The organism is Phenylobacterium sp. (assembly GCF_028290885.1).
Taxonomy (GTDB): Bacteria; Pseudomonadota; Alphaproteobacteria; order Caulobacterales; family Caulobacteraceae; genus Phenylobacterium.
The window spans coordinates 11,564-34,070 of the sequence record NZ_JAQGIZ010000127.1; the positions used below are offsets into that span (position 1 = coordinate 11,564).

Below are 22,507 nucleotides of genomic sequence, written 5' to 3' on the forward strand. Positions count from 1 at the left end.
TCTGCGCGCGTCCCTCGCGGGATTGTGCCTCCTCGCGCCCGCCGGCCGAGCTGAGGCCGCTGAAGCGCGCCGCCGCTTCGAGATCGCTCCGAAACCCTATGCCGAGGCGCTGATCGACCTGGCCGTGCAGGCCAATGTCTCCCTGCTCGGCGCGTCGGCCTGCGGCGCCGGCGGCGGGGCCGGCCTCTCCGGCGACTACAGCCTGGCCGAGGCGCTGACCCGCGTGCTGGCGGGCGCGCCCTGCAGCTGGCGAATCGTCGACGCCCAGACCGTCCGCATCGTCGCCGCAGCGCCGGTCGAGCACGCCGCCCCGCCGCCGGTCACCCTGGTCACCGAGGTCCTGGTCACCGCCCGCCGGCGTTCCGAACGCCTCGACACCCTGCCGGCCGGCGTCAGCGTCATCTCCGGCGAGCAGCTCTTCGCCACCGGCGCGGTCGATGTGCGCGACACCGCGGGCCAATTGGTCGGTGTGCTGATGACCAATCTCGGCCCCGGCCGCGACAAGCTGCTGATGCGCGGCCTTTCCGACGGGGCCTTCACCGGCCGCGCCCGTTCGACGGTCTCGACCTACCTCGACGACGCCCCGATCAACTACAACGCCCCCGACCCCGACCTGCGGCTCACCGACGTGGAGCGGGTGGAGACCGTGCGCGGGCCGCAAGGCGCGCTCTACGGCTCCGGCGCCCTGGCCGGAGTCTACCGGATCGTCACCAACAAGCCCGACCCAGAGCGCCTGTCCGGTGGTCTCCAGGTCGTCGCGGCCAACACCCAGGGCGGTTCGCCGAGCTACGAGACCGAGGGCTACCTGAACCTGCCGCTCGTGCAGGACCGCGCCGCCCTCCGCCTGGTGGCCTACTACGACGATCAGGGCGGCTACCTGGACGACGTCTCCCTGCGCCTCTCCAACGTCGACTCGACGTCGCGCGCCGGCGGGCGCCTGGCCCTGCGGGTTGCGCTCGGCGACCGCTGGACCCTCGACATCGCCGGCGCGGGCCAGCGCCTGGAGTCGCGCGACACCCAGTACACCACCCTTCAGAACGCCCCCGGCCGGCGCGCCAACCAGGTCCGCGAAGCCTCGAACAACAACTTCGCACAAGGCGCCGTCAGCCTGCGCGGCGAGCTCGGCTGGGCGGACCTCACCGCCTCGACCTCCTATGTGCAGCACGACTACGCCAGCCTCTACGACGCCAGCGCCTCGAGCTTCAGCAGCGAGATCGGCGCCGACCTCGGGGTCTATTCCGAGGCCGCGCGCATCCGGCGCGTGGTGCAGGACGTGGTGCTCACCTCGACCGGAGCGGGCACGCTCGACTGGCTGGCCGGGATCTATGGCTCGCTGTCGCAGGAGCGGACGCCCTCGTCGCTCGACGTCTCCGCCACCTCGGCGATCACCCCGAGCGCCGCCGCGGTGAAGACCCCGGCCAAGCTCGTCCGGGTCTACAACGAGGAGCGCCGCGACCACCTGCACGAGCTCGCGGTCTACGGCGAGGGGACCTGGCGCTTCGCGCCCGGCTGGAGCGCCTCGGCCGGCGCGCGCGTCTTTGACAGCGAACTGAAGGTGCGCTCCGTCATCGTCGGGACTCCGCCCACTCAGCCGCGCGACGTGGACGAGAACCGCAGCTTCAGCGGCCTCTCCTCGAAGCTCTCGGTGCAGTACGAGTTCGCCGACGGGCCGCTGGTCTACGGCCTGTTCTCGGAGGGCTTCCGTCCTGGCGGCGTGAATTCGACCAACTTCCTGACGGTCCACTCGCAACGCACCACCTTCGAGCCCGACAAGCTGGAGAACTTCGAGATCGGCGCCAAGGGCCGGTTCCTGGACCGCCGCCTGGTCGTGCGCGTGGCGACCTTCTTCGACCTGTGGTCCAACATCCAGTCGGACCAGTACCGGGCCTCGGGCCTCGCCTACACCGCCAACGTCGGCGACGCCGAAGTCCGGGGCCTGGAAGCCGAGGCGGCCTACGAGTGGCCCTTCGGCCTCTCGGTGCAGGCCAATGCGCTCTTCACGACCCCCCGGTTCACCCGCACCAACCCGGACTTCGCTAGCCGGCTGGGCTCGGGCCTCCCCGGCGCGCCGCGGGCGTCCGGCGGCCTCCTGGCGCGCTACGACCGGCCGCTGCCCGCCGACCTGACGCTCCGACTGGTCGGCCAGGCCAGCGTCGTCGGTCCCGCCCGCCTGACCTTCGACCCGACGCTTTCGGCGCGCACCGATACGGTGATCGACGCCGAGCTCCTGGCCGAGGTCGTCGCCCGCCGCTGGAGCGCCAGCCTCTTCGTCACCAACCCGGCCGATTCCTCCAGCAACACCTTCGCCTACGGCAACCCCTTCACCTTCGGCCAGGTCCGCCAGGTCACCCCCCAGCGCCCCCGCACCGTAGGCGTACGGCTGGCGGCGGCGTTTTAGGGTTCAGCCGCCTGCGGCCCCGCGGCCCCGAGTCGAAAATCAGCAGGTTCCCGATTGTGGCGGCAGGGGGGCGAAGCTCGGCCGCGGCGTCATTACCTTGACGGCGGGTTAACGCCGCGGGGTGGCTGGACGGGGGTCGCTGGTGAAGCTTTCGGCTCTGGTGTGCGCGCAGAACGATGAAGCGCGACTGGCGGATTGCCTGCGCGGCCTGGAGTTCTGCGACGAGATCGTGGTGGTGGCGGACCGCTGTACGGATCGCACGCAGGAGATCGCGCGCCACTTCGGCGCGCGGGTGATCGACGGGATCTTCCCGCTGGAGAGCCAGCGCAAGGCCGCGGGGGTGGCGGCCTGCCTGGGGGAGTGGATCCTGGAGATCGAGACGGACGAGCATGTGGACGCCGCGCTGGCCTATGAGGTCCGCGCGGCGATCCACGGCCGGCCCGCCGGCGACTGGTTCGACGTTCCGCTGCACAACTACGTCGGCGAAACCCTGGTGCGCCGCGGCTGGGGCGCCGGCCTAGGCGAGGTGCTGGCTCCGCGACTCTACCGCCGGCGCGTCAAGCGCTGGACGGCCCGCCGCATCGCCCCGGGCGTAGTGCTCGAGGGCCGCCACGCAGGCGCGCTCGAGACGCCGTTGAAGCGTCGCGCCGATCCTGACCTCGGCCACATGATCGCCCGCCTGAACCGCCAGACCTCGCTTCGCGCCCAGGACCTCGCCGACGCCGGCGACGTCCGCAGCCTCGTCGGCGATATGGGGTTGGGCTTCGCACGGTTCTGGACCTCCTACGTCTGGCGCCAGGGCCTTCGGGAGGGCGAGCTCGGCTTCCTGATCGCGCTGATGGCCGGCCTCGACGCCGTGCTGTCGGGCGTCCGCGCCCGCCACCTGCTCAAGCTGCGCGCCGACGCCGCCGCCCAGCCCGCGGCGCAGCTCGCCCAGGTCGGCTTCGCCGGCCGCCGCTAGCCCGGCGATTCGTCACCAGGTAGCGCCGCAGGCTCAAACCGCGGCGGCGAGCGCCTCGTCCTGCGACGAGGCGCGACCGTCGTTCACCGCCGTGTGCAGTACGCTCAGGAGGTGCGAGGGCGACAGCGGCTTGCAGACCCAACCGGCGAAGGGCGAGGCCCCGTCGGTTTGCGACGCACCGGAGTCGGCGTCGGCGGAAAAGGCCAGGATCGGAACGCGCCGGTTGGGTCCGTCGCCGCCGCGGATCAGAGCCGCCGCGGCCCGGCCGTCCAATCCGGGCATCCGGATGTCCATCAGGATCACGTCGAACGGCAGGCGGGCCGCCATCGCAACGGCGACTTGCCCGTCCTCAGCCTCGCTGACCTCGATCCCGGCGCCTTCGAGCACCGCACGCGCCAGTTCCCGGTTCGAGGCGTGGTCGTCGACGACCAGCACGCGCACGCCCTGGAGATCCTCGACGATCGCGGCCGGCGCCTCGGCGGGCTGCGCCGCGGCGGCCGGCGGCGCGGGCAGGCTGACGCTGAAGGTCGTGCCGCGCCCGAGGCGGCTTCTCACCGAGACCGCGCCGCCCATGGCCTGCGCCAGGCCGTGGCAGATGGCCAGCCCCAGCCCGGTTCCGCCCTTGCCGCGGGCGGAAGAGCCGTCGACCTGCGAGAAGCGTCGAAACAGCTTCTGGCGGGCTTCGGCGGCGATGCCCGGCCCGGTGTCGACCACCTCGATGACGAGCCGCTCTGCGCGACGGTCGTATCCGACGCGCACGCGGACCGATCCGCGATCCGTGAACTTCATGGCGTTGCCGATCAGGTTGACCAGGATCTGACGCAGCCGGTCCGGATCGAGTGACACGGCCTCAGGGATGTCGGCCGCGGCCTCAAAGCGGAGTTCGACCGCCTTGGATTCGGCTTGGAAGCCGAACATCTCCATCACTTCGCGGCACAGCGCCGCCGGAGCCGTCGGCTGCAGCGTGATCGTCACAAGACCCGCCTCGAGCTTCGAGAAGTCCAGCACGTCGTTGACGATCGCCAGCAGCGAGCGCCCGGCGCCGGCGATCCGCTCGACGTAGCCCTGCGCAAGCGGGTCGAGGTTGGGGCGCTCGGCGAGCAGGTCCGTGAAGCCGAGCACGGCGGTGAGCGGCGTGCGGATCTCGTGGCTCATATTGGCCAGGAAGTTCGACTTCACGGCGGTCAGCCTCTCCGCCTCCGCAAGCGCCTCGTTCAATCTCGCCTTCAGCGCCTCCTGCTCGGTCACATTCCGCGCCACGTCGATGATCTCGTCCGGCTCCCCCTCCACCGATGCGCGGACCAGCCAGGGATTGCTCTCCAGCCATAACCACGACCCATCCTTGTGGCGGACGCGGTAGCGAAACGTCTGCCCGCCTTCAGCCCGGCCGCTGATCAGGTCGCCGTACGCGGTCAGGAAGCCCCCAAGGTCCTCGGGGTGAACGAATTCACGCATCTGGCGGGGGAGCAGTTCGGAAATCCTGTACCCCGTTATCCGCGTCGCGGACGGCGAGAGGTAGATCATGCGGCCGTCGCTGGTCGCCCGCGAGATCATGTCGGACGCATGGTCGGTCAGCAGCCGGCAGCGCCGCTCGCTGTCCTCGAGCGCACGTCGCGCGACGACCTCCTCCGTCACATCCAATATTGTCCCGAAGATAAAGGCGACGCGCCCATCTGCGCCTTTTTCGCAGACCCCGCGGCCGCTCAGATGACGGATCTCGCCGTCGGGCCGAATGATGCGGATGGGCGTGTTGCACCAGCCTTCGCCCGAACGCAGGGCGGCGGCCACGCGGGCCTTGGACGCCGCTGCGTCGGCGGGATGGACCTTGGTCTTCGCGCCTTCCCAAGCCCGGCCGCCCGCCCGGCTCCAGGCCGAACATCCTGAATACCTGCTCCGACCAGGTGACCTGCGCGGTCGCGGCGTCCAGCCGCCAGTAGCCGACGCCTGCGATGTCCTCGGCCATCGACGCGCGCCGCATCTGCTCCGACAAGGCGTCGCGGATGGCCCGCTTCTCCGTCACGTCACGGAATACGTTGAGCAGCCCGATAGGCCTCCCGTCGGCTCCGGGGATCAGGCTCGGGTTGCCCTCCAGCCAGCGCCAGGAGCCATCCTTAAGTCGAAACCGATGCTCGCGGTCGGCGTCGCGGCTGACGGGATCGCCGCTGAACAGCGCCGCCGTGTTCGCCTGGAAATGAGCCAGATCGTCGGGGTGGACGAAGTCATCGCCCGTCCGCCCGATCAGTTCATGCGGCTCATAGCCCAGGATGCGGGATGCGGGCGAAGCGTAGGAAATCCTGCCGCTGGCGTCGACCACGACGACCAGGTCGTTGATCTTCTCCGACAGCAGGTCCCAGCCGACTTCGACCGCCCCGAGGCCAAGGCGCACGGCCCCTGGCGGCCCTGCTGTGCGATACGCGGCGTCGGGCATATGGGGACCATAATTTTCTTATCTGTTTCAGATGCTTGCGCCTCGCCCCTTGAGCTACGGTTAACCTCGCCTGCGACCGAGCGCCGCGGCGGCCTGAACCGACCGGCCGGTGGTCTTGGGTCAAGCTGCCTCACAGTATTCTTCCTAGGGTGCGCAGGACGGGGTTTTGGACAAATCTGCCCGTGGGGAACGTAGCCGTCCTGCCCTGAACGGCGCCTGATCTCTCCCATGGGCGGTGAAGCTGCGAGGCTTCGCCGCCCTCCGGGGCCCCCTCGCTTCACCCCTCGGCCAGACCCCGTCCCTCCAACAGGCCCGCGATGGTCTCGGCGAGGGTCTCCACGCTGAAGGGCTTGCGCAGGATTCTCGCCTGGCCGCCGAGCGCCGCCTCGACCGCCGCGGTGTCGGCATGCCCGCTGGCGAACACGATCGGCGCGTCCGGCCAGCGCGTCCGGACGATTCCGGCCAGCTCCGCTCCGTTCATCCCCGGCATGGCGTAGTCGAACAGCATCAGGTCCGGCCGCTCGCGCTCCAGGATGGCCAGCGCGGCGGCTCCGCTGTCGGCTGTCAGCGCCCGGTAGCCCAGCAACTCCAGCGTCTCGCCGGCGAGCGCCCGCACCGATGCCTCGTCGTCGACCACCAGCACGCTGCGCCCGGCCGGCGGCGCCGGGATCGGCTGGCGCTCGGTCCACGCGGTCGCGGGCTCAGCGGCCGCCGTCGAACGGCGCAGCATCAACCGCACCACAGCGCCGCGGCCCGGGCTGCTCTCGATCTCCGCCGTACCGCCCGCCTGCCGGGCCACGCCATACACCTGACTGAGGCCCAGGCCCGTGCCCTTGCCGACGCCCTTGGTGGTGAAGAATGGATCGAACGCCCGCTCGATCAGCTCGCGCGACATGCCCTCGCCGGTGTCGGCGACGCTGAGTTCGACATAGTCGCCCGGCTCAAGCACCGCATCGCCGGCCGGGATGCCGCGGACCTTGGTGGCGATGGTCAGCCGTCCGCCGTTCGGCATGGCGTCGCGCGCGTTGATCGCCAGGTTCAGCACCGCCAGTTCCAGCTGGGTGCGGTCGCTCATCACCGAGGCGCGGGTTTCGTCCAGATCGAGGGTGAGCGCGATGTCGGGGCCGAGCGTCCGGACCAGCAGTTCGCGCATCTCGCTGATCAGATCGGCCACCACGAAGGGCTGCAGCTCCAGCTTCTGGCTGCGCGAGAAGGCAAGCAACTGGCGGGTCAGGCGCGCCCCGCGCTCCGCCGCCGCGATCCCGTTCTCCGCCCAGGCCGCGACCTTGTCGGGGTCGCCGGACTTCCGGCGGATCAGCTCGAAGGCGCCGTGAACAACCTGCAGCAGATTATTGAAATCATGTGCAATTCCTCCGGTGAGCTGGCCCAGCGCCTCCATCTTCTGGCTCTGCCGCAGCGCGTCTTCCACCTTGCCGCGCGCGGCCATCTCCTCGCGCAGCCGTGCGTTGGCCTCGGCCAGCAGGCGCGCGCGGGCCTCCAGCTGCGATGCCGCCGCTGTCACCACGCCCAGCATCAGGAACGCCAGCACCGACAGCACCGCCATGCCCGAGTGCCGGCCGAACATCGCCATCCAGGGCTCCGGCAGGGTCTCCAGGTAGACCGCCCCCAGGCGCTCGCCCTTTTCGAGCACCGGCCGGGTCACCGTCACGTGCCCGCCGGCGAAGTGCGAGCCGAGGCCGCCGATCCGGGCGGGCGGCCGGCCTGCGCCGCTGCGGTTGAACGTCGCCACCGCCTGGCCCGAGGCGTCGTAGATCCCCGCCGCCGCCACCGCGCGGTTCACCCGCAGCACGCCGACGTATTCACGCATGGCGGCGGGGTCCTCGAAGGCCAGCGCGGCGCCGGCGCTGACGGCCAGGATGTCGGCCTGCACCTCCGCCTGGCGTTGCGCCTGGCGGCGGTAGTCGAGCTCGGCGCGCGCCCCCAGCAACGCCGCGATGGCCAGCAGCGCCACGACGCTTGACCAGGCGATGTTGACCAGCCGCCGGTCCGGGGGAGGCTGCGGGCTCATCGCTTCACCGCCACGGCCAGCTTCAGCAGCTTGGAGCTGATCGCCACGCCGTTCTCCTCGGCCTGACTTGCGTCGATGCTGAAACGCACCCGGCCGGCCACCCGCTGCAGGTGGACGATCCCCCGGGCGAGCGCGCCCCGCGCCTCGTCGGTCACCGTCAGCACTGGCTGGCCTTCCACGGCCTGCAGCGCCTGGGCCGACGACTGGGCGGGGCCACCGGCCAGGTAGGCGACCTGGCAGCCGGAGCCGGCTTCGAGCTTGGCGAGCCTGCGCACCACCACCGGATGGGTCCCGACCGTCCGGCCACTGATCGCGAGGTCGAGCACTGGCCCGAACGGGTCCAGGCCCTGCACGCAGATCGTCAGCGCCGCGGTCGGCCCGCCATAGACGCCCGCGGGCCAGTCGACGAACCGCGCGAGCTTGTAGAGGTAGGTCGCCTTGACCGCCATCTCCGGGCCGCCGGTCCAGCCGGCCCGCGCGGGCGCGGCCGCGCCAAGGGCGCATGCAAGCGCGGCAGCCACGGTCGCGATGCGGGCTGGAAGCGCCCGCCGGGTCTCCATCCGAATTCCCACCTCAGGCCAAGGCAGGCGGTGCGCGCAATCCGCCGGACCGGTCAGTCCCCCGGTTGTTGTACTCCAGGCCGTGCGCCGCTCAAGCGAGCCCTTCGCCCGCCTTGTGCGACCGCGGCCACGCGACGCTTCGCGCCTTCGCCGGGGGCGTCCCATGACCGAGCCGCTCGAGCAGGTGGTCGCCGACGCGCAAGGCGTTGGCCACCGTGGTCAGAGTCGGGTTCACGGCCGCGATCGAGGGGAAGAAGCTGGTGTCGGTCACATAGAGGTTGTCGAGCTCGTGGGCCTTGCACCAAGGATCCAGCACCGAGCTCGCAGGGTCCGCCCCGAACCGCACCGTGCCCGCCTGGTGCGCCGTGCCGTAGAGCGGCAAGAGGCTGCCGAACTCGAAATGGTGCTGCGAGATCGGGTGGGCATGGTCCACGAAGCCGTCCAGCGAGCCGTGCAGCTTCTTCACCAGCCGCTCGTGGCCCTCCAGGTTGTTGTAGGTGTAGTCGAGGTTGATCCGTCCGTCGGGCGTCACCCGCACCCGGTTCTCCGGCAGCGGCAGGTCCTCGGAGATCACCAGCATCGACAGCATCCGCTCGGCGATCCCCTCGGAGATCTCGTCGGGCACCAGGCCTGGCGGCAGCCAGTCGGAGACTTGGCCCTCCAGCGTCTGGCCGGACATGTATTCCAGGAGCTGGATGTGTCCCATGGGCTTGTCGTAGGAGCCGTCCGGGTCGCCCCAGTAGAAGTCGTTGCAGGCCAGCGTCTTGGGGAAGGTCACGTCCACGTGGGCGCAGGTCAGCGAGACCATCGCGGTCAGGGTATGGAACATGTAGTTCCGCCCCACCTGGTCCGAGCCGTTGGCCAGGCCGTTCGGATGGGCCGCATTGGCCGAGGTCAGCAGCACAGCGGCGGTGTTCGCCGCGCCCGCCGCCAGCACCACGATGTCGCCGGTCCAGCGCTCCTCCCCCTGCTCGGTCTGGCAGACCACCTCGGTCACCGTCCGGCCGCCGGGATCGGTCTCCAGCCGCGTCACCTTGCGGCCGGTCAGCAGGGTGACGTTGGGCAGGCCCATCAGCGGCTCGATGGCGATGGTCCGCGCATCCGACTTGGCCTTCAGCAGGCACGGATAGCCGCCGCAGGTCTTGCACTTGATGCAGGCCGAAGTGACCGGATGCGCCTGGTCGAGGTTGATCCCCAGCGGCAGGGAGAACGGCTTCCACCCCTGCTCCTGCCAGTGGGTTCTAAGCTGGGCGATGCCCGGATCGTCGTGCACGGCGGCGTAGGCGTAGGGGCCCTCGTTCCCCTCCTCGGTCGGGTCGTCGCCGCGCGACCCGTGCACCCGCCACAGCGTCTCGGCCTCGGCGTAGTAGGGCGCCATATCGGTCAGGCTGACCGGCCAGGCGGGCGACACCCCGCCGGCGTGCTGCACCTCCTCGAAGTCCCGCCCGCGCAGCCGCATCAGCGCCGCGCCGTAGAAGCTGGTGTTGCCGCCCACCCAATAGTGGGTGTTGGGCGTGAACGGCTTGCCCTGCTTGTCGTACCACTTCTCCTGAGTGCGGTAGCGGTGCTGGACGAACACCGCCCGCGAGCTCCAGTTCTCCGCCTCGCGCGGCAGTTGCTCGCCGCGCTCCAGGATCAGGATGGTCTTGCCGGAGGCCGCCAGCCGCTGCGCCAGGGTGCCGCCGCCCGCCCCGCTGCCGATGATCACCACGTCGAAACGCGCCAAGCTCAATCCTCCAGATGATACTTCGCCGAGGCCCGCGTCAGGATCGCGATCACCAGCTGCTCGGGAAGGTAGCGCAGCAGTGTTGCAGCCATTTTGTTGTGCAGTCCCGGCACGATGACCACTTGGCCCCGGTCGCTGGCCGCTAAGGTCTCCGCGACCACCTGCTCGGCCGTCTGGAAGAACCGCCGGGGCGCCTCGTCCATCACCGCCTTGGTGCCGTTGGCCTCGGCGAACTCCGTCAGGGTGAAGCCCGGGCAGGTCACGGTCACCCGCACGCCGGTTCCTTTCAGCTCCGCCGCCAGCGCCTGGCTCCACTTCACGGTCAGGCTCTTGGCCCCCGGATAGAGGCTGTGCCCCGCCACCCCCGGCGCGAAGGCCGCCAGCGAGCCCACGTTGACGATCGCGCCTCGCCCCTGCGCGACCATGCCCGGGATCACCCCGTAGGCAAGGCCGCAGGCGTTCACCACCAGGGTCATCAGGAATGCCCGCTGACGCTCCCACGGGACGCCTGTGAAGCTCTGCGCGATCGAGAACCCGGCGTTGTTCACCAGCACGTCAACCGTGCGGCCGCGCGCCGCCACCGCCGCCAGCACCGCGGCGTGGGCCTCGAACTCCGCCAGGTCGGCCGGAACCGCGAACGCCTCGATCCCGTGCGCCGCCGCAAGCTCCGCCGCCAGCGCCTCTAGCCGGTCCGCGCGCCGCGCCACCAGCGCCAGGTCGTGCCCTCTCGCCGCATAGGCCCTGGCGAATGCGGCGCCGATCCCGGCGGAGGCGCCGGTGATCAGGGCGAGCGGGCGGGGGCTGGCGGCGACGCTCATCGCCGCCAGTTGCGACGCTTGCCGGCCTTGCGTCAAACGCCACATCCGCCGAACATGTTCGTCGGCGTCAATGGTGGCTTGTCCCAAGCGGCGGAGAGAAGGCGGGATGAGCGTATCGTTCGCCAGGAAGCTCGAACTCGTGCTCAAGGTGCTGTCGATGAGCCGCGCGCGGCTGGCGGCGGACCTGGGCGTCGACAAGTCGGTGGCCGGTCGCTGGGTGACCGGCGCCGTCCAGCCTTCGGCGCACAACCTCTCCCGCCTGAGCGCCCTGATCGCCGAGCGGATCGCGGGCTTCACAGCCCTCGACTGGGACCGCAGCCTGCCGGCCTTCGCCGAGTTGGTCGGCGCCGATCTCGACGGCATGTCGCTGGACGGCGCCGGCCCCGCGCTGCAGGGCCTGCCGCTCGCGCAGATGGACCAGTTCCTGTCAGCGACCGCCCTGCGCGGCGAGGCCTACGAGGGCTTCTTCCGCTCCACGCGGCCCTATGTGCTGGCCCCCGGCCGGTTCGTCCACGACCACGGCATGATCCGGCGCGACGCCTGCGGCCTCCTGCGGCTCAGGATCGGCACCGGCGGGACGGTGGTCGACGGCTGGCTGCTGCCGTTCGGCAACCAGCTCGCCGCCGTCTGCATCGACGTCACCAGCGGCGCCGTCCTGTTCGGCCTGTTCAACGGCGTGGGCACCGCGCGCGCCGAGGTGGTCGACGGCCTGGTGCTGGCCCCGGCCCTCGATGCGGGCCGCACGCCGACCGCGCACGGCATGATCTTCGAGCGCGTCGGCGACCTCACCGGCGACCCCGAGGCCGACGACCGCCGCTTCGCCGAGCTGGCCGCGCTCGATCCGGTGGCGCCGGACGCCTCGATCTCGGACGCCTTGCGCAAGCACCTGACCGGCGACTTCGGGCCCGCCCAGGCTGCGCTCGGGGGAGACCTCCTGCTTCGCCTGCCGCTGTCGCGGTCCGTGGCCCGCGGCCCGCCCTATCGCGAGCGCTCCTGAAGCCCCGCCGAGGTCAGGCGTCACGGTAAGGCGCACCCGCGTGCATCATCCTGCCGCTTGCTGCACCTTCCCGCAGTGCAGCATTGAGCCAGACTGCTCCAGCAGATCGCATGCCAGTACCCGGAGCTCTCTCGATGGACCTGAACGGAAGCCCTTCCAGCCAAGTCTGGAATGCCGGCGCCTCCGCCCTCGCGCTGCCCGGCCCATCGTCGCCTCCGGCCCGCCAGGTCCCCGCCTGGCGGATCCAGCAGAGCATCGGCTTCGCCATTCGCCACCGCCGCCGGCTGATCGACATGACCTTGCGCGAGCTGGCCGACGCCTGCGGAGTCAGCTTCCAGCAAATCCACAAGTACGAGGCCGGCCTCTGCAGCGTCTCCGCCGTCCAGCTCTGGAGGATCGGCAGCGCGCTCGGCGTGCCGGTCACCTACTTCTTCGAACGCCTGAAGGCGATGGACCCCGGCTAGACGCTGATCGATTCAGATCGACACGATCTGAATCGTGAATCAGGGTCTACACTTTTGAATTTAGAGCACGATTCAGCGGTTAGGCGATTCCGCCTGTCCCCATCGTGCTCTAGGCGCCTGGACAGACAGCCCTACCCCTCGCTCACGCCCTCGCCGAGCGCCGCCGCCAGGGTAAGCACCACGCCGGTCGGCTCATAGTCGAGCCGCACCTCGGCCTTCAGCGCCGCGGCCAGACCGCGCTGGATCAGCCGGCTGCCGAACCCCGGCCGTTTCGGCGGCTCGACCGCAGGTCCGCCGCTCTCGCGCCAGGTCAGGCGCAATCGCCGCGCATCCCCGTTGCCTTCCACCGTCCAGGTCAGCGACACCCGCCCCTCCGGCGTCGAAAGCGCGCCGTACTTCGCGGCGTTGGTGGCCAGCTCGTGCAGGCCGAGCGCCATGGCCACCGCGGCCTGCGGCGACAGGTGCGCCTCCGGGCCTTCGATGGTGAACCGCTCGTCGTCGCCGTGCGGATTGGCCATCTCGGCGGCCACCGTCGCCAGGCTCGCGCCCGCCCAGGTTTCGGCCACCAGCACGTCGTTGGCCCGCGCCAGCGCCATCAGCCGGGCCATGAACCGCTCGCGGGCCGCCGGCGAGACCTCGGCGCCGCGCAGACTCTGGGCGGCGATCGCCTGCACGGTGGCGAGGCTGTTCTTCACCCGGTGGTTGAGCTCGTTCACCAGCAGGCGCTGGCGCGCGTCGGCGGTCTTGCGCTCGGTGATGTCGGTGAGCGTAATCGCCACCCCGCCCCCGCGCATCGGCACGATCCTCAGCTCCACCACCCGGTCGGGCCGCATCCGCGACGGCGTCTCGAAGCTCGTCGAAGCCCCCTGGTCCATGGCCGCGCGGCAATGGGCCTCGAACGGCGTGCCCAACCCCTGCGGGAACATCTCCCAGATGTTCCGCCCCAGCAGCCGCTTGCGAGAGACCCCGAAGTACTCCTCCGCCGCCCGGTTGAAGACGACGTAGCGCCACTCGGTGTCCAGCGCATAGAAGGCGTCGCTGACGCTCTCCAGCACCGCCTCCAGGCGCGCCTCATGGCTGGGACCTGAGCTCGGATCTGGCGGCGACGGTTCGGTCATTCGGACTCGTAGGCGGGGGACCTGCCACAACCCTAACAGGCATGGACCCGGGAGGAAGCCCGCACGGCCGCTCGGCGGATCAGCTGCGGCGGCGCGCCCCACCCCGGCGCCGGGCGACCGCCACCGCCGCCAGGCCGGCGAGGCCGGTGGCGATCAGCAGGATCGCGGCCTTGCGCTTGGGGGTGGTGTGCACCGTGAACCGGTGGAACCATTCCCCCTCGACAGCCCACCAGGACCCCGAGCGCCGGTGGAAGCCGTGGCGCGGGAAGGCGCCGGCGACGTCGCGGGCGAAGTCCGCGGCCTCGGAGGCGGTCTTGCCCGTGGTCAGCGGCTCCCTCGCCGGCCGGACCTTTGCGGGATCGTCGCTCAGCCGCCACGTCTGGCGCGTGACGTTGAACACGCGGCCGAGCGCGGCGGTCCGCGGAATATCGTCTTTACGGCCGATGAAGCGTTCCAGCAGGCGCGGCATGCGACATGGGGTCTCCAAACAGGGATTTGATCGATAACGCGCGGCGACAGGGCTCGACCCCGGGCGATTGGCGGCCTAGCCAACAAGCTCGCCATGTTGGAGGCCGAAATGAAAGACTTCATCGACCTGGAAGGCGCCTCCGGGGCCCAGTATCGCTTCCGCCTCTGGCGAGAGGGGACGCCGCACCTGCCGATCGCCGGCAACTATGTGTTCGTGCGGCCGGAAGGCGACGGTGTGAAGGTGCTGGCGGTCGGCGAATGCAACGACCTGTCCCTGGTCCTGTCACGATGGTCGAAGGCGACCCGCCGCGGCGCGACCCACGCCTTCACCCGCCTGAACGTGTCGCGCGGCGTGCGCACGGCGGAGTTCGAGGACCTGGCCGCCAACCACAAGGCCGCCCGGCTCAGCGAAAACGCCGGCTGACGGCGAATGCCCCCGCGCGCGCGCGGGCCGGGGCCGGGGCCGGCGTCATTCGGCCGCCTCGATCCCCTCGAAGAAATAGCGGACGTCGACGTCCAGGCACCGCGACAGCTGCCAGAGCATCGGGGCGGAGATCGAATTCGCGCCGAGCTCGTAGCGGTGGATCTGCTGCAGCGTCACGCCGCAGCGCGAAGCCACGTCCGCCAGCGAGAGCTGAAGGCTCGCGCGCCGCGCGCCCAGTCGCCTGGCGATATGCTCGCCGACCTCTTCTAGCGTCACTGAAGCCCTCATAATCCCAATACGGCGCAAAGCGCCCTGGCGCGTGCAAGCGCCGCGCCAGGAAAGCAGCGAGGCCCGCTACCCTGAACCTCCGAAAATGACCACCGACTGAACAGCGCGAGCGCTGGCGGGCGCTTTCCGCCCTCCGCCCGTCCTGAATTTCACGCCCTGAGTGAAATGTCCGGCCGCGACGGAACATGGTTTCCGCTGACCGGTTCTGCGCTTCGTCGGCCATGGGGCCACAGGTGCTGGGAGTTCGGGAATGAAAGCCGTAATCGTCACGACGTTGGCCGCGCTTGCCTGCTCGGCGGCCCTGCCGGCCAACGCGCTGATCATCATCGGAACCGGAGCCGGCACGCTCCAGCCGCCTGAGAACGTGCTGTTCACCAACAACCCCGCGAACGGCCTGACCGTCGCCGGCGTCACCAATCAGACCGCCACCAGCGTCTCGATCACCGGCGGCGAGACCCTGGCCGCCAGCGGCGGGCAGGCGAGCGTCACAGGCGCCGACGGGCTCATCAACACGGCCTTCACCTTCAACGGCACGGCCAACCAGAGCCTCGGGTTCGACCTCACCAACCCCGCCCTGGCCTTCACTTCTACCGAATTCCGCATCTTCGTGGGCAAGGGCACCGCCACCGAGGCGACCCTGACCTTCGTCGATACCGCCGGTCAGCAGTTCCAGAGCACCTTCGCCATCCCGTCGAACGGCTTCTTCAACGCCCAGGCGACCAATGGCGAACAGATCAACTTCTTCAGTGTCGGGACCAACGGCTCGTTCGAGGACGCCCGCCAGATCCGCCTGGGCGGCGTGGGCGGGATCAGCGCGCTGCTTCCCGAGCCGGCCAGCTGGGCCCTGATGATCATGGGCGTCGGCGGGATCGGGGCGAGCCTTCGCCGGCGCAGGTCCCGGGAACCCATGCTCGCCTAGGCCGGGCCGGACGCGCCCCGGCCTCCCCGCCGCGGCCGCCTGGCTTCCCGCAGCTCAGTCGTTGGGGTCGTCGATTGTTTGTAGATTTTCACTCCCTGGCGCCCGCCCTGGAATGTGTCGTCGAGCGCGCGCCTGCCCTGCAGCCGGCGGCGCCCAGCACGGCCGTCGCCAGTCGCCGCAAGCGGACGCTGGACCTGGCGATCGCCGGTTTGGCGCTGATCCTGTTCCTGCCGCTCCTGCTCCTGGTCGCCGCGGCGATCCGGGCCGAGGGGTCGGGGCCGGTGCTCTTCCGCCAGCAGCGCACCGGGCTTCACGGAAAGCCCTTCTGGATCTTCAAATTCCGCACCATGCGGCCTGAGCCGGAGACGCCCGAGCTTCGGCAGGCCTCCCGCCACGACGCCCGCGTGACCCGTGTCGGCAGAGTGCTGCGCAAGCTCAGCCTCGATGAGCTGCCGCAGCTCCTGAACGTACTGAGGGGCGAGATGTCCCTCGTCGGGCCCCGGCCGCATGCGCTCCGCCACGACGACCAGTGGGGGCCCCTCGTGCCCGGCTACGCCGACCGCTTCCGCGTCCGCCCGGGCCTCACCGGCCTGGCGCAGGTCCGCGGCTGGCGCGGCGAGGTGCATGACGACGACGCCCTTCTGCGGCGCATCGCCTCCGACAACGAATACGTCGAGGCCTGGACCTTCTGGGGCGACGTCACGCTTCTCGTCCGCACCGTCCCCCTCGTGCTCAGCGACCCGCGGGCCTACTGAACGGAGTGGCCGATTTCAATGGTGGAAGAGTTTCGGCGCAGGGCGGAGGAGACGGAGGCGTTCGCTCACAGCCTCGGCCCCTTGGATCGCGGACGCTATCTCGACTATGCGACGGCCTGGCGCGCCTTGGCTGACGAGCTGGAAGCGCGGGACCAGCCGGCCCTTGACCATGACCTGGTCCTGGTCAGGCTTGCGCGCTGACGCCCCGGAAAACCCCTCCAGGTTGAAACGACTCATGTCAAGGAACGCTGTTCGCTCGACCGTGTTGTAAGCTCGTGGAGCCGTTGGAAGTCCTCTCTCCGATGCCTGAAGCGCTCCGCCTGTGACACACGAGCCCAAGCCCTCGGCCCGCCCCCCGGACCGAGGGCTTTTTGGTGGATCGCCCGGCGCGATCTGGCGGCCGCCGCCGATCCATCACGAACTGGCCTCCGTTCGCTCCGCCTCTTGCGCCTGCGTTTGCGTCCCCCAGATTCGAGCCTCCGCTCCAGGAGATTGGCGTGGCGTCACCGTTTGATGGCTTTGAGGTCGAAGCTGGCATGCGCCCTTCGCCGCGCGGCTATGCGTTCGACCTGGATCACACGCTCTCGGCGGTTGTTGCGCTCGAGGCGCGGGCGCCCGACGACGCGTTCACCGCGGCGACGCTCGGCACGGACCGGGTCGGCAATGGCGCCGTGATCGGCACCGACGGCCTCGTGCTCACCATGGGCTATCTGATCATGGAGGCCGAGGAGGTCGCGCTCACCCTGGGCGGCGGCGAGCGCGTGTCCGCTCACGTCCTCGGGTCCGACCCGGTGACGGGCTTTGGCCTCGTGCAGGCGCTTGAGCCGCTTGGCCTGCCTTCGCTGCCCCTGGGGGACTCGCGCGGTCTGAAGGCGGGGAGCCCGGTGATCATCGCCGGCGCGGGCGGGCGGTCGCACGCGGCGGCCGGGCGCGTACTCACCCGGATGCGCTTCGCCGGCTATTGGGAATATCTGCTCGACAACGCGATCATCACCGAACCGGCTCACCCGCATTGGAGCGGCGCGGCCTTGATCGGCGCCTCGGGCGAGCTGGTCGGAGTCGGGTCGTTGAGCCTGCAGAGGCAATCGCGCAGCGGCGCGGCGAAACCCATCAACCTGTTTGTCCCCTCGGAGCTGCTCCCGCCGATCATCGACGACCTGGCCCGCGGAAGACCGGCGCACGCGGCGCGGCCATGGCTAGGCGTGATTGCTCAGGATCTGGGTCCCCACGTGGTGGTCGTCGGGTTGAACCCGCGCGGCCCTGCGGCGCGAGCCGAGCTTCGCCCGGGCGACATTATCCTTGCGGTCGCCGGCGTCGCCGTCGCCGATCTCGCCGACTTCTACACGCACCTGTGGGCGCAGGGCCCCGCGGGCTCCGTCATCGCGCTGCGCATCCAGCGCGACGATGACGTATTCGACGTCGAGATCCGTTCGCTGGATCGCGCGGCGATGATGCGCAAGCCGAAGTTCAACTGAAGCGGGCCTTCTCCTGACCCGCCTTCGGATCCGATCAATTCCTCGCCAGCGCCGCCTCCGGCATCTCGATATCGATCTCAAGGGTGGAGATCTGGTCGCCTCGGTCGAGCTTGACGACCACCCGGTCGCGATCAATCGGAATGTACTTGGCGATCACCGCCAGGATCTCCTGCTGCAGGATCGCGGCCAGATCGGCGCCGCCGTTCAGCGCCCGCTCGTGCGCGAGCAGGACCTGCAGCCGGTCGCGGGCGACCGGCGCCGAGCGGCGGCCTCGGAAAAAGAGCTTCAGAAAGCTCATGCGGCCGCCTTTCTTCCGAACAGGCGGCTCATGAAACCCCGGCGCTCGCGCGGGGCGCTGAACGCGATGGTCTCGCCGAGCAGCCGCCGGGCCGCGTCACTATAGGCGCGCCCCGCCGCAGAGCCCGGACTGTGCAGGGTGACCGGACAGCCCACGTTCGACGCGGTCAGCACGTCGGGGCTCTCGGGGACGATCCCGAGCAGGGGGATCGCCAGGATCTCCAGCACGTCGTCGACCGTCATCATCTCGCCGCGGGCGGCCCGCGCCGCGTCGAAGCGGGTGAGCAGCAACTGCTTCTCGAGCCTCTCGCCGTTCTCGGCGCGCCGCGTCTTGGAATCCAGCATCCCGATAATCCGGTCGGAATCGCGCACCGAGGAGACCTCGGGATTGGTGACCACCACCGCGAGGTCGGCGAAGCGCATCGCCAGCATGGCGCCCTTCTCGATGCCGGCCGGGCTGTCGCAGACGATCCAGTCGAAGCTCTCCCGCAGTTCGTCGATCACGCGGCCGACGCCCTCCTCCGTCAGCGCATCCTTGTCGCGGGTCTGCGATGCGGGCAGCAGCGAGAGCGAGTCGATCCGCTTGTCCCGGATGAGCGCCTGCGGAAGCTTGGCATCGCCCTGGACGACATTGACGAGATCGAAGACGACCCGTCGCTCCGCCCCCATGACCAGATCGAGGTTGCGCAAGCCCACGTCGAAATCGACCACGACGACCTTGTTCCCCGCCTGTGCGAGCGCGGCGCCGAGCGATGCGGAGGACGTGGTCTTCCCCACGCCCCCCTTGCCCGATGTGACGACGACGACCTTGGACATGCCACTAACCATTCCTTCCCTTCGCCTGGCGGCGAGATCCATTCAGACGAGAGCCGAGAGCCGGAGCGCGCCACGGTCGCAGCGGACCTGCACGGCGCGGCCATGCAGATCGGCGCCCCAGTGCTCGGCCGTCCGGTAGAGCCGGTCGACGCCCACCAGTTCGGCCTCCAGCTTGCGACAGAAGATGCGCGCGCCTTGCCGGGACTTGAGCCCGGCGATCGCGCGACCGCGCAGGGCGCCGTAGACGTGGATCGAACCCCCGGCGATGACCTCGGCGCCCGAGGCCACGGCCCCCACGATGGTGATGTCGCCCTCCTCGAAGATGACCGACTGCCCGGACCGCACTGGCCGATCGATCAGCAAGGACGGCGCACTGGGTGTCGCAGCACTGGGTGTCGCGGCACTGGGCGGCGCGGCACTGGGCGGCGCGGCACTGGGCGGCGCAGCACTGGGCGCCGCCTCGGACGGTTCGGCCGCTGCGGCCGGCGCGAGATCGACACCCAGCTCCCGCGCAACATCGCGTCCATGCAGGTTGGTCGGCAGCCGCCCCCACCGCGTGCCGGCCAGCAGCGTCGGGCGAACGCCCTCGACGCCAATCACCTTGAGGCCGCGAGCTTCCAGCCCGTCCAGCGCAACCAGCACGGCCTCCTGCCCGACATCCTCAAGTACTGCGGCCAGATCCGCGACGACCGGCCGGTCAGAGAAGAAGCCGGCGGAGCCGCGCATCTGCTGATCGAGCGCGGCAAACCATTCGCCGAACGGAGCCTCAGGGGCGATGACCAGCGCCATGAAGCTACGGCCGCGGACCCGGATCTTCGGGAGCAAAAGCGTCTCGGCGCCCACGTCGAAAGCCTAGCGCCGCAATGCGGGTTGGCCGGACGGGAAATGAAGATGGGCGACCATGACGCCTCCGTCCGAATCTATGGGGACAGGGGCCCGCTCCCGGCGCCCCCTGCCCCTTGAGTCATTGATTCGTGAGGCATTCTTGCGGCGGAACGACCGCATTCCGCCGCAAAAACGGCGCCATGAAGTGAAGCTTCGGAGCCCGCTGACGATCCTCCCCAGCCGCTTCAGGAGGTCAGGCCTGGCATCTCTCGCCGCGCCGCCGGGACCGCGTATCGAAGAGGTCGGGGGCTGGGCCGTCGCCCCCATTCGCCTCGACCGCGCCGGGCGCTCGCGATACCGTGTTAGACGAGCCGATCTGGAGGCAGGGGCATCTCGGACATCTTCATCTCCTACAGCCGGGAGGACCAGGCCGTCGCCCACCGCTATGCAGAGGCGTTCGAAGCCCAGGGCTTCAGCGTCTGGTGGGACGCGGCCCTCCGCTCGGGCGAGGCCTTCGACGAGGCGATCGAGGCCGCCTTGCGGGCGGCCAAGGCCGTGGTCGTGCTGTGGTCGCCCCGCTCGGTCGCCTCGCGCTGGGTGCGGGCGGAGGCGACCTTGGCCGACCGCAACAAGACGCTCGCGCCCGTGATCATTGAGGCCTGCGAACGGCCGATCATGTTCGAGCTGACCCAGACCGCGGACCTCAGCCATTGGCTGGGCGAGCCCGGCGATCCCGCCTGGCTGTCCCTGGTGGCCGAGGTGCGCCGCTTCGTGGGCGTGCGCGATACGCCGCTGCCCGCCGCCACCCCCGCCGCCAAATCCCTGGGGACGGCGGACGGGCGGCCGTCGATCCTGGTGCTGCCCTTGATCAACATGAGCGGCGATCCCGAGCAGGAGTATTTCAGCGACGGGGTCAGCGAGGACATCATCACCGACCTGGGGCGCGTCTCGGCCCTGTCGGTGGTCTCACGCAACACCGCCTTCTCCTACAAGGGCAAGACCGTCGCTCCGGGCCAGTTGGCGGCCGCCCTGGGGATCACCCACATCCTGGAGGGCAGCGTCCGCAAGTCCGGCCCGCGGGTGCGCATCACCGCCCAATTGCTGGACGCGGCGCGCGACACCCAGGTCTGGGCCGAGCGCTTCGACCGCACCCTGGACGACATCTTCGCCATCCAGGACGAGATCTCCCAGGCCATCGTCGGGGCGCTGAAGGTCAAGCTGGCGCCGGCCGAGAAGCAGGCCCTGGAGCAGCGCCATACGGCCAGCGCCGAGGCCTACGAGCTCTATCTGATGGCCCGCCAGTTCAGCCGCACCGGCAGCGAGCGCCTGAAGCCGCTGATCGTGCGCATCTGCGAGCGGGCGGTGACGCTCGACCCGAACTTCGGCCACGCCTGGGCGCAGATCGCCATCGCCGAGGCCGAAGCCTATCAAAGGGTCGTCGAAGGCATGACCTACGAGCACGCCCTCCATGCCGCCGAGCGCGCCGTGGCCGTCTCGCCAGACCTGGCCGAAGCGCACGCGGCGATGGCCGAGGTGCTGATGCGCGGTCCGTCCATGGACCTCGTGACCGGCCAGCCCTTTGTCGAGACCGCCCTGCGCCTCGATCCGGACTGCTACGACGCCCATCTGTGCGCCGGATATCAGAAGCTGGCTCAGCATCGCTGGGATGACTCAGTGCGCCACTTCGAGGCCGCCATCGCGCTCGATCCCGTCGCCTATCGGCCGGCGGGCATGGTCATCCAGGTCTACAAGGCCCTGGGCGACGAGGAGAACGTCCTGGCGGCGGCGCGCCGATGCCTGGCGCGCTGCGAGCGGCTCCTGGCCATCGAGCCCGATCACGGCGGGGCCCTGGGCTTCCTGGTGACCGCCCTGGCCGACCTCGGAGACGTGGATCGAGCCCAGGACTGGGCGCGGCGGGCCGTGTTGTTCGACCCCGACAACATGCGGCTGCACTACAACCTGGCCTGCGGCCTGGCCGAGCTTGGCGACGCCGACGGGGCCTGCGACCTCCTGGAAGGCATCATCGACAAGGTGTCCGCAAGCTGGCTGCTGTGGATCGAGGCCGACAACAGCCTCGACCGCATCCGCAACCATCCGCGCTTCGTCGCCCTCATCGCCCGCGGCGCGGCCCGATTCGCGGCCGGGGCGGATGAGGAGCAGTTGGCGTGTGCGTAGCTAGAAAACGTCCCACTGGCTGATGTCCGCCAGCGTCTTGCCGACCAGCACCACGGCGGCGTCCAGATGGTTGTGCAGCGAGGTGTCGGCGAACACGATCACATCGGATCCGACCTGCACCGCCACCACGTCGGCGGCGCCGGAGGTGATCTGTTGCGCGGCCGCCGCCACGGCGTCGCCGTAGGTCGCCGCCGAGCCGGACCAGAAGCTGTGGCCGGCCAGGCTGGTCTGGCCGCCGAACCCGAGGCGATCCTCGCCGTGGGTGAAGTCGCTGATGCGGTCGAGCCCGTCTTGCGTGTCGGTGACGCGCCCCTGGATCAGGAAGGTGTCGCTGCCCGAGCCGCCGGTCAGCAGGTCGGCGCCGCGTCCGCCCGAGAGGGTGTCGTTGCCGGCGCCGCCGTCCAGGGTGTCGGCGCCGCCGCGGGCGCTCAGCATGTCGGCGCCGTCGCCGCCGGACAGCGAGTCGCAGCCGGAAGTGCCCGTCAGGTCATCGTCGGCCGTGGTTCCGGTCAGGATCAGGCCGGAAGGTCCGCTCTGCTTCAGATCGTTAGCTGGCATGGTAAGCT

Annotated in this window: 22 protein-coding genes and 2 pseudogenes; 10 read left to right on the forward strand and 14 right to left on the reverse strand. The window is 70.3% G+C overall.

Translation table 11 applies throughout. The annotated features are described in order from the left end of the window. Positions 1-22: 22 nt before the first annotated feature. Both JWP28_RS08580 and JWP28_RS08585 read left to right on the forward strand, forming a co-directional pair. Positions 23-2,398: a TonB-dependent receptor gene (locus tag JWP28_RS08580; protein WP_299542053.1), complete on the forward strand. Its 2,376-nt coding sequence runs from the start codon at positions 23-25 to the stop codon at positions 2,396-2,398. A gap of 142 nt (positions 2,399-2,540) precedes the next feature. Then, the gene (locus JWP28_RS08585; RefSeq protein WP_299542055.1) at positions 2,541-3,359 is read left to right on the forward strand and encodes a glycosyltransferase family 2 protein; all 819 of its coding nucleotides are present in this window, start codon (positions 2,541-2,543) and stop codon (positions 3,357-3,359) included. A gap of 33 nt (positions 3,360-3,392) precedes the next feature. Here the strand turns inward: JWP28_RS08585 and JWP28_RS08590 are convergent, their stop codons facing one another. The 7 genes and pseudogenes from JWP28_RS08590 to JWP28_RS08615 all read right to left on the reverse strand — a co-directional run bounded on the left by JWP28_RS08590 (position 3,393) and on the right by JWP28_RS08615 (position 10,920). Continuing rightward, a complete protein-coding gene (locus tag JWP28_RS08590; protein WP_366143790.1) occupies positions 3,393-4,283 on the reverse strand; it encodes an ATP-binding protein in 891 nt (296 codons plus the stop codon). Between the two features lie 66 nt (positions 4,284-4,349). Beyond that, positions 4,350-5,177, reverse strand: a pseudogene (locus JWP28_RS08595) (PAS domain S-box protein); the annotation flags it as partial. 184 nt (positions 5,178-5,361) lie between these two features. Beyond that, positions 5,362-5,787 (reverse strand): annotated as a pseudogene (locus JWP28_RS20630) (PAS domain-containing protein); the annotation flags it as partial. Between the two features lie 277 nt (positions 5,788-6,064). Beyond that, complete coding sequence (locus JWP28_RS08600; RefSeq protein ID WP_299542057.1) at positions 6,065-7,816, reverse strand: response regulator; 1,752 nt, start codon at positions 7,814-7,816, stop codon at positions 6,065-6,067. Then, positions 7,813-8,376 (reverse strand): YfiR family protein, encoded by a 564-nt coding sequence (locus JWP28_RS08605; protein WP_299542059.1) that lies wholly within the window; start codon positions 8,374-8,376, stop codon positions 7,813-7,815. Before JWP28_RS08605 ends, JWP28_RS08600 begins: the two co-directional genes overlap by 4 nt. 91 nt (positions 8,377-8,467) lie before the next feature. Next, positions 8,468-10,102 carry a GMC family oxidoreductase gene (locus JWP28_RS08610; RefSeq protein ID WP_299542061.1) on the reverse strand — a complete coding sequence of 545 codons (1,635 nt, stop codon included), beginning with the start codon at positions 10,100-10,102 and terminating at the stop codon, positions 8,468-8,470. 2 nt (positions 10,103-10,104) lie between these two features. Further along, positions 10,105-10,920 (reverse strand): SDR family NAD(P)-dependent oxidoreductase, encoded by an 816-nt coding sequence (locus JWP28_RS08615; RefSeq protein ID WP_299542063.1) that lies wholly within the window; start codon positions 10,918-10,920, stop codon positions 10,105-10,107. Between the two features lie 106 nt (positions 10,921-11,026). Between JWP28_RS08615 and JWP28_RS08620 the strand changes: the two genes are divergently transcribed. After that, entirely contained in the window at positions 11,027-11,917 is an 891-nt protein-coding gene (locus tag JWP28_RS08620) for a helix-turn-helix transcriptional regulator (protein ID WP_299542065.1), read from the forward strand. A 134-nt stretch (positions 11,918-12,051) separates the two neighbouring features. Continuing rightward, positions 12,052-12,381: a helix-turn-helix transcriptional regulator gene (locus JWP28_RS08625; RefSeq protein WP_299542067.1), complete on the forward strand. Its 330-nt coding sequence runs from the start codon at positions 12,052-12,054 to the stop codon at positions 12,379-12,381. A 131-nt stretch (positions 12,382-12,512) separates the two neighbouring features. Here the strand turns inward: JWP28_RS08625 and JWP28_RS08630 are convergent, their stop codons facing one another. Together JWP28_RS08630 and JWP28_RS08635 are read right to left on the reverse strand one after the other, a co-directional pair. Continuing rightward, a complete protein-coding gene (locus JWP28_RS08630) occupies positions 12,513-13,499 on the reverse strand; it encodes an HWE histidine kinase domain-containing protein (RefSeq protein ID WP_299542069.1) in 987 nt (328 codons plus the stop codon). Positions 13,500-13,578: 79 nt separating this feature from the next. After that, positions 13,579-13,968, reverse strand: a complete 390-nt coding sequence (locus JWP28_RS08635; RefSeq protein ID WP_299542071.1) for a hypothetical protein — start codon at positions 13,966-13,968, stop codon at positions 13,579-13,581. 108 nt (positions 13,969-14,076) lie between these two features. Here JWP28_RS08635 and JWP28_RS08640 point away from each other — a divergent pair, with 108 nt between their 5' ends. Continuing rightward, the gene (locus JWP28_RS08640) at positions 14,077-14,391 is read left to right on the forward strand and encodes a hypothetical protein (RefSeq protein ID WP_299542073.1); all 315 of its coding nucleotides are present in this window, start codon (positions 14,077-14,079) and stop codon (positions 14,389-14,391) included. 45 nt (positions 14,392-14,436) lie between these two features. Here the strand turns inward: JWP28_RS08640 and JWP28_RS08645 are convergent, their stop codons facing one another. Then, entirely contained in the window at positions 14,437-14,667 is a 231-nt protein-coding gene (locus tag JWP28_RS08645; protein ID WP_299542075.1) for a helix-turn-helix transcriptional regulator, read from the reverse strand. A gap of 262 nt (positions 14,668-14,929) precedes the next feature. Here JWP28_RS08645 and JWP28_RS08650 point away from each other — a divergent pair, with 262 nt between their 5' ends. The 4 genes from JWP28_RS08650 to JWP28_RS08665 all read left to right on the forward strand — a co-directional run bounded on the left by JWP28_RS08650 (position 14,930) and on the right by JWP28_RS08665 (position 17,828). Beyond that, a complete protein-coding gene (locus tag JWP28_RS08650; protein WP_299542077.1) occupies positions 14,930-15,598 on the forward strand; it encodes a PEPxxWA-CTERM sorting domain-containing protein in 669 nt (222 codons plus the stop codon). 74 nt (positions 15,599-15,672) lie between these two features. Next, positions 15,673-16,353 carry a sugar transferase gene (locus tag JWP28_RS08655; protein ID WP_299542079.1) on the forward strand — a complete coding sequence of 227 codons (681 nt, stop codon included), beginning with the start codon at positions 15,673-15,675 and terminating at the stop codon, positions 16,351-16,353. An 18-nt stretch (positions 16,354-16,371) separates the two neighbouring features. Continuing rightward, on the forward strand, positions 16,372-16,554 hold the full coding sequence (locus JWP28_RS08660) for a hypothetical protein (protein ID WP_299542081.1): 183 nt from the start codon (positions 16,372-16,374) through the stop codon (positions 16,552-16,554). Between the two features lie 296 nt (positions 16,555-16,850). Then, entirely contained in the window at positions 16,851-17,828 is a 978-nt protein-coding gene (locus JWP28_RS08665) for a S1C family serine protease (protein WP_299542083.1), read from the forward strand. A 34-nt stretch (positions 17,829-17,862) separates the two neighbouring features. On the opposite strand, the gene minE is transcribed toward JWP28_RS08665, so the two are convergent. Genes minE through minC form a run of 3 tightly spaced genes read right to left on the reverse strand, consistent with a single transcriptional unit; the run spans position 17,863 to position 19,730 of the window. Beyond that, positions 17,863-18,126 carry a cell division topological specificity factor MinE gene (minE, locus tag JWP28_RS08670; RefSeq protein WP_299542086.1) on the reverse strand — a complete coding sequence of 88 codons (264 nt, stop codon included), beginning with the start codon at positions 18,124-18,126 and terminating at the stop codon, positions 17,863-17,865. After that, positions 18,123-18,941: a septum site-determining protein MinD gene (gene minD / locus JWP28_RS08675; protein WP_366143791.1), complete on the reverse strand. Its 819-nt coding sequence runs from the start codon at positions 18,939-18,941 to the stop codon at positions 18,123-18,125. Before minD ends, minE begins: the two co-directional genes overlap by 4 nt. A gap of 42 nt (positions 18,942-18,983) precedes the next feature. Beyond that, entirely contained in the window at positions 18,984-19,730 is a 747-nt protein-coding gene (gene minC / locus JWP28_RS08680; RefSeq protein WP_299542090.1) for a septum site-determining protein MinC, read from the reverse strand. A 441-nt stretch (positions 19,731-20,171) separates the two neighbouring features. On the opposite strand from minC, the gene JWP28_RS08685 reads away from it, so the two are divergent. Beyond that, positions 20,172-21,941, forward strand: coding sequence for a TIR domain-containing protein (locus tag JWP28_RS08685; RefSeq protein WP_299542109.1), 1,770 nt, complete (start codon positions 20,172-20,174; stop codon positions 21,939-21,941). Here the strand turns inward: JWP28_RS08685 and JWP28_RS08690 are convergent, their stop codons facing one another. Continuing rightward, a complete protein-coding gene (locus JWP28_RS08690; RefSeq protein WP_299542092.1) occupies positions 21,942-22,499 on the reverse strand; it encodes a hypothetical protein in 558 nt (185 codons plus the stop codon). Positions 22,500-22,507: the final 8 nt, after the last annotated feature.

Bases quoted from the DNA above. Each gene is read 5' to 3' on its own strand.
- JWP28_RS08625 (WP_299542067.1), top strand. From the start codon at position 12,052: ATGGACCTGAACGGAAGCCCTTCCAGCCAAGTCTGGAATGCCGGCGCC.
- JWP28_RS08615 (WP_299542063.1), bottom strand. From the start codon at position 10,920: ATGAGCGTCGCCGCCAGCCCCCGCCCGCTCGCCCTGATCACCGGCGCC.
- JWP28_RS08650 (WP_299542077.1), top strand. From the start codon at position 14,930: ATGAAAGCCGTAATCGTCACGACGTTGGCCGCGCTTGCCTGCTCGGCG.
- JWP28_RS08600 (WP_299542057.1), bottom strand. From the start codon at position 7,816: ATGAGCCCGCAGCCTCCCCCGGACCGGCGGCTGGTCAACATCGCCTGG.
- minC (WP_299542090.1), bottom strand. From the start codon at position 19,730: ATGGCGCTGGTCATCGCCCCTGAGGCTCCGTTCGGCGAATGGTTTGCC.
- JWP28_RS08630 (WP_299542069.1), bottom strand. From the start codon at position 13,499: ATGACCGAACCGTCGCCGCCAGATCCGAGCTCAGGTCCCAGCCATGAG.
- JWP28_RS08590 (WP_366143790.1), bottom strand. From the start codon at position 4,283: ATGGAGATGTTCGGCTTCCAAGCCGAATCCAAGGCGGTCGAACTCCGC.
- JWP28_RS08660 (WP_299542081.1), top strand. From the start codon at position 16,372: ATGGTGGAAGAGTTTCGGCGCAGGGCGGAGGAGACGGAGGCGTTCGCT.
- JWP28_RS08635 (WP_299542071.1), bottom strand. From the start codon at position 13,968: ATGCCGCGCCTGCTGGAACGCTTCATCGGCCGTAAAGACGATATTCCG.
- JWP28_RS08640 (WP_299542073.1), top strand. From the start codon at position 14,077: ATGAAAGACTTCATCGACCTGGAAGGCGCCTCCGGGGCCCAGTATCGC.
- minD (WP_366143791.1), bottom strand. From the start codon at position 18,941: ATGTCCAAGGTCGTCGTCGTCACATCGGGCAAGGGGGGCGTGGGGAAG.
- JWP28_RS08620 (WP_299542065.1), top strand. From the start codon at position 11,027: ATGAGCGTATCGTTCGCCAGGAAGCTCGAACTCGTGCTCAAGGTGCTG.
- JWP28_RS08690 (WP_299542092.1), bottom strand. From the start codon at position 22,499: ATGCCAGCTAACGATCTGAAGCAGAGCGGACCTTCCGGCCTGATCCTG.
- JWP28_RS08605 (WP_299542059.1), bottom strand. From the start codon at position 8,376: ATGGAGACCCGGCGGGCGCTTCCAGCCCGCATCGCGACCGTGGCTGCC.
- minE (WP_299542086.1), bottom strand. From the start codon at position 18,126: ATGAGCTTTCTGAAGCTCTTTTTCCGAGGCCGCCGCTCGGCGCCGGTC.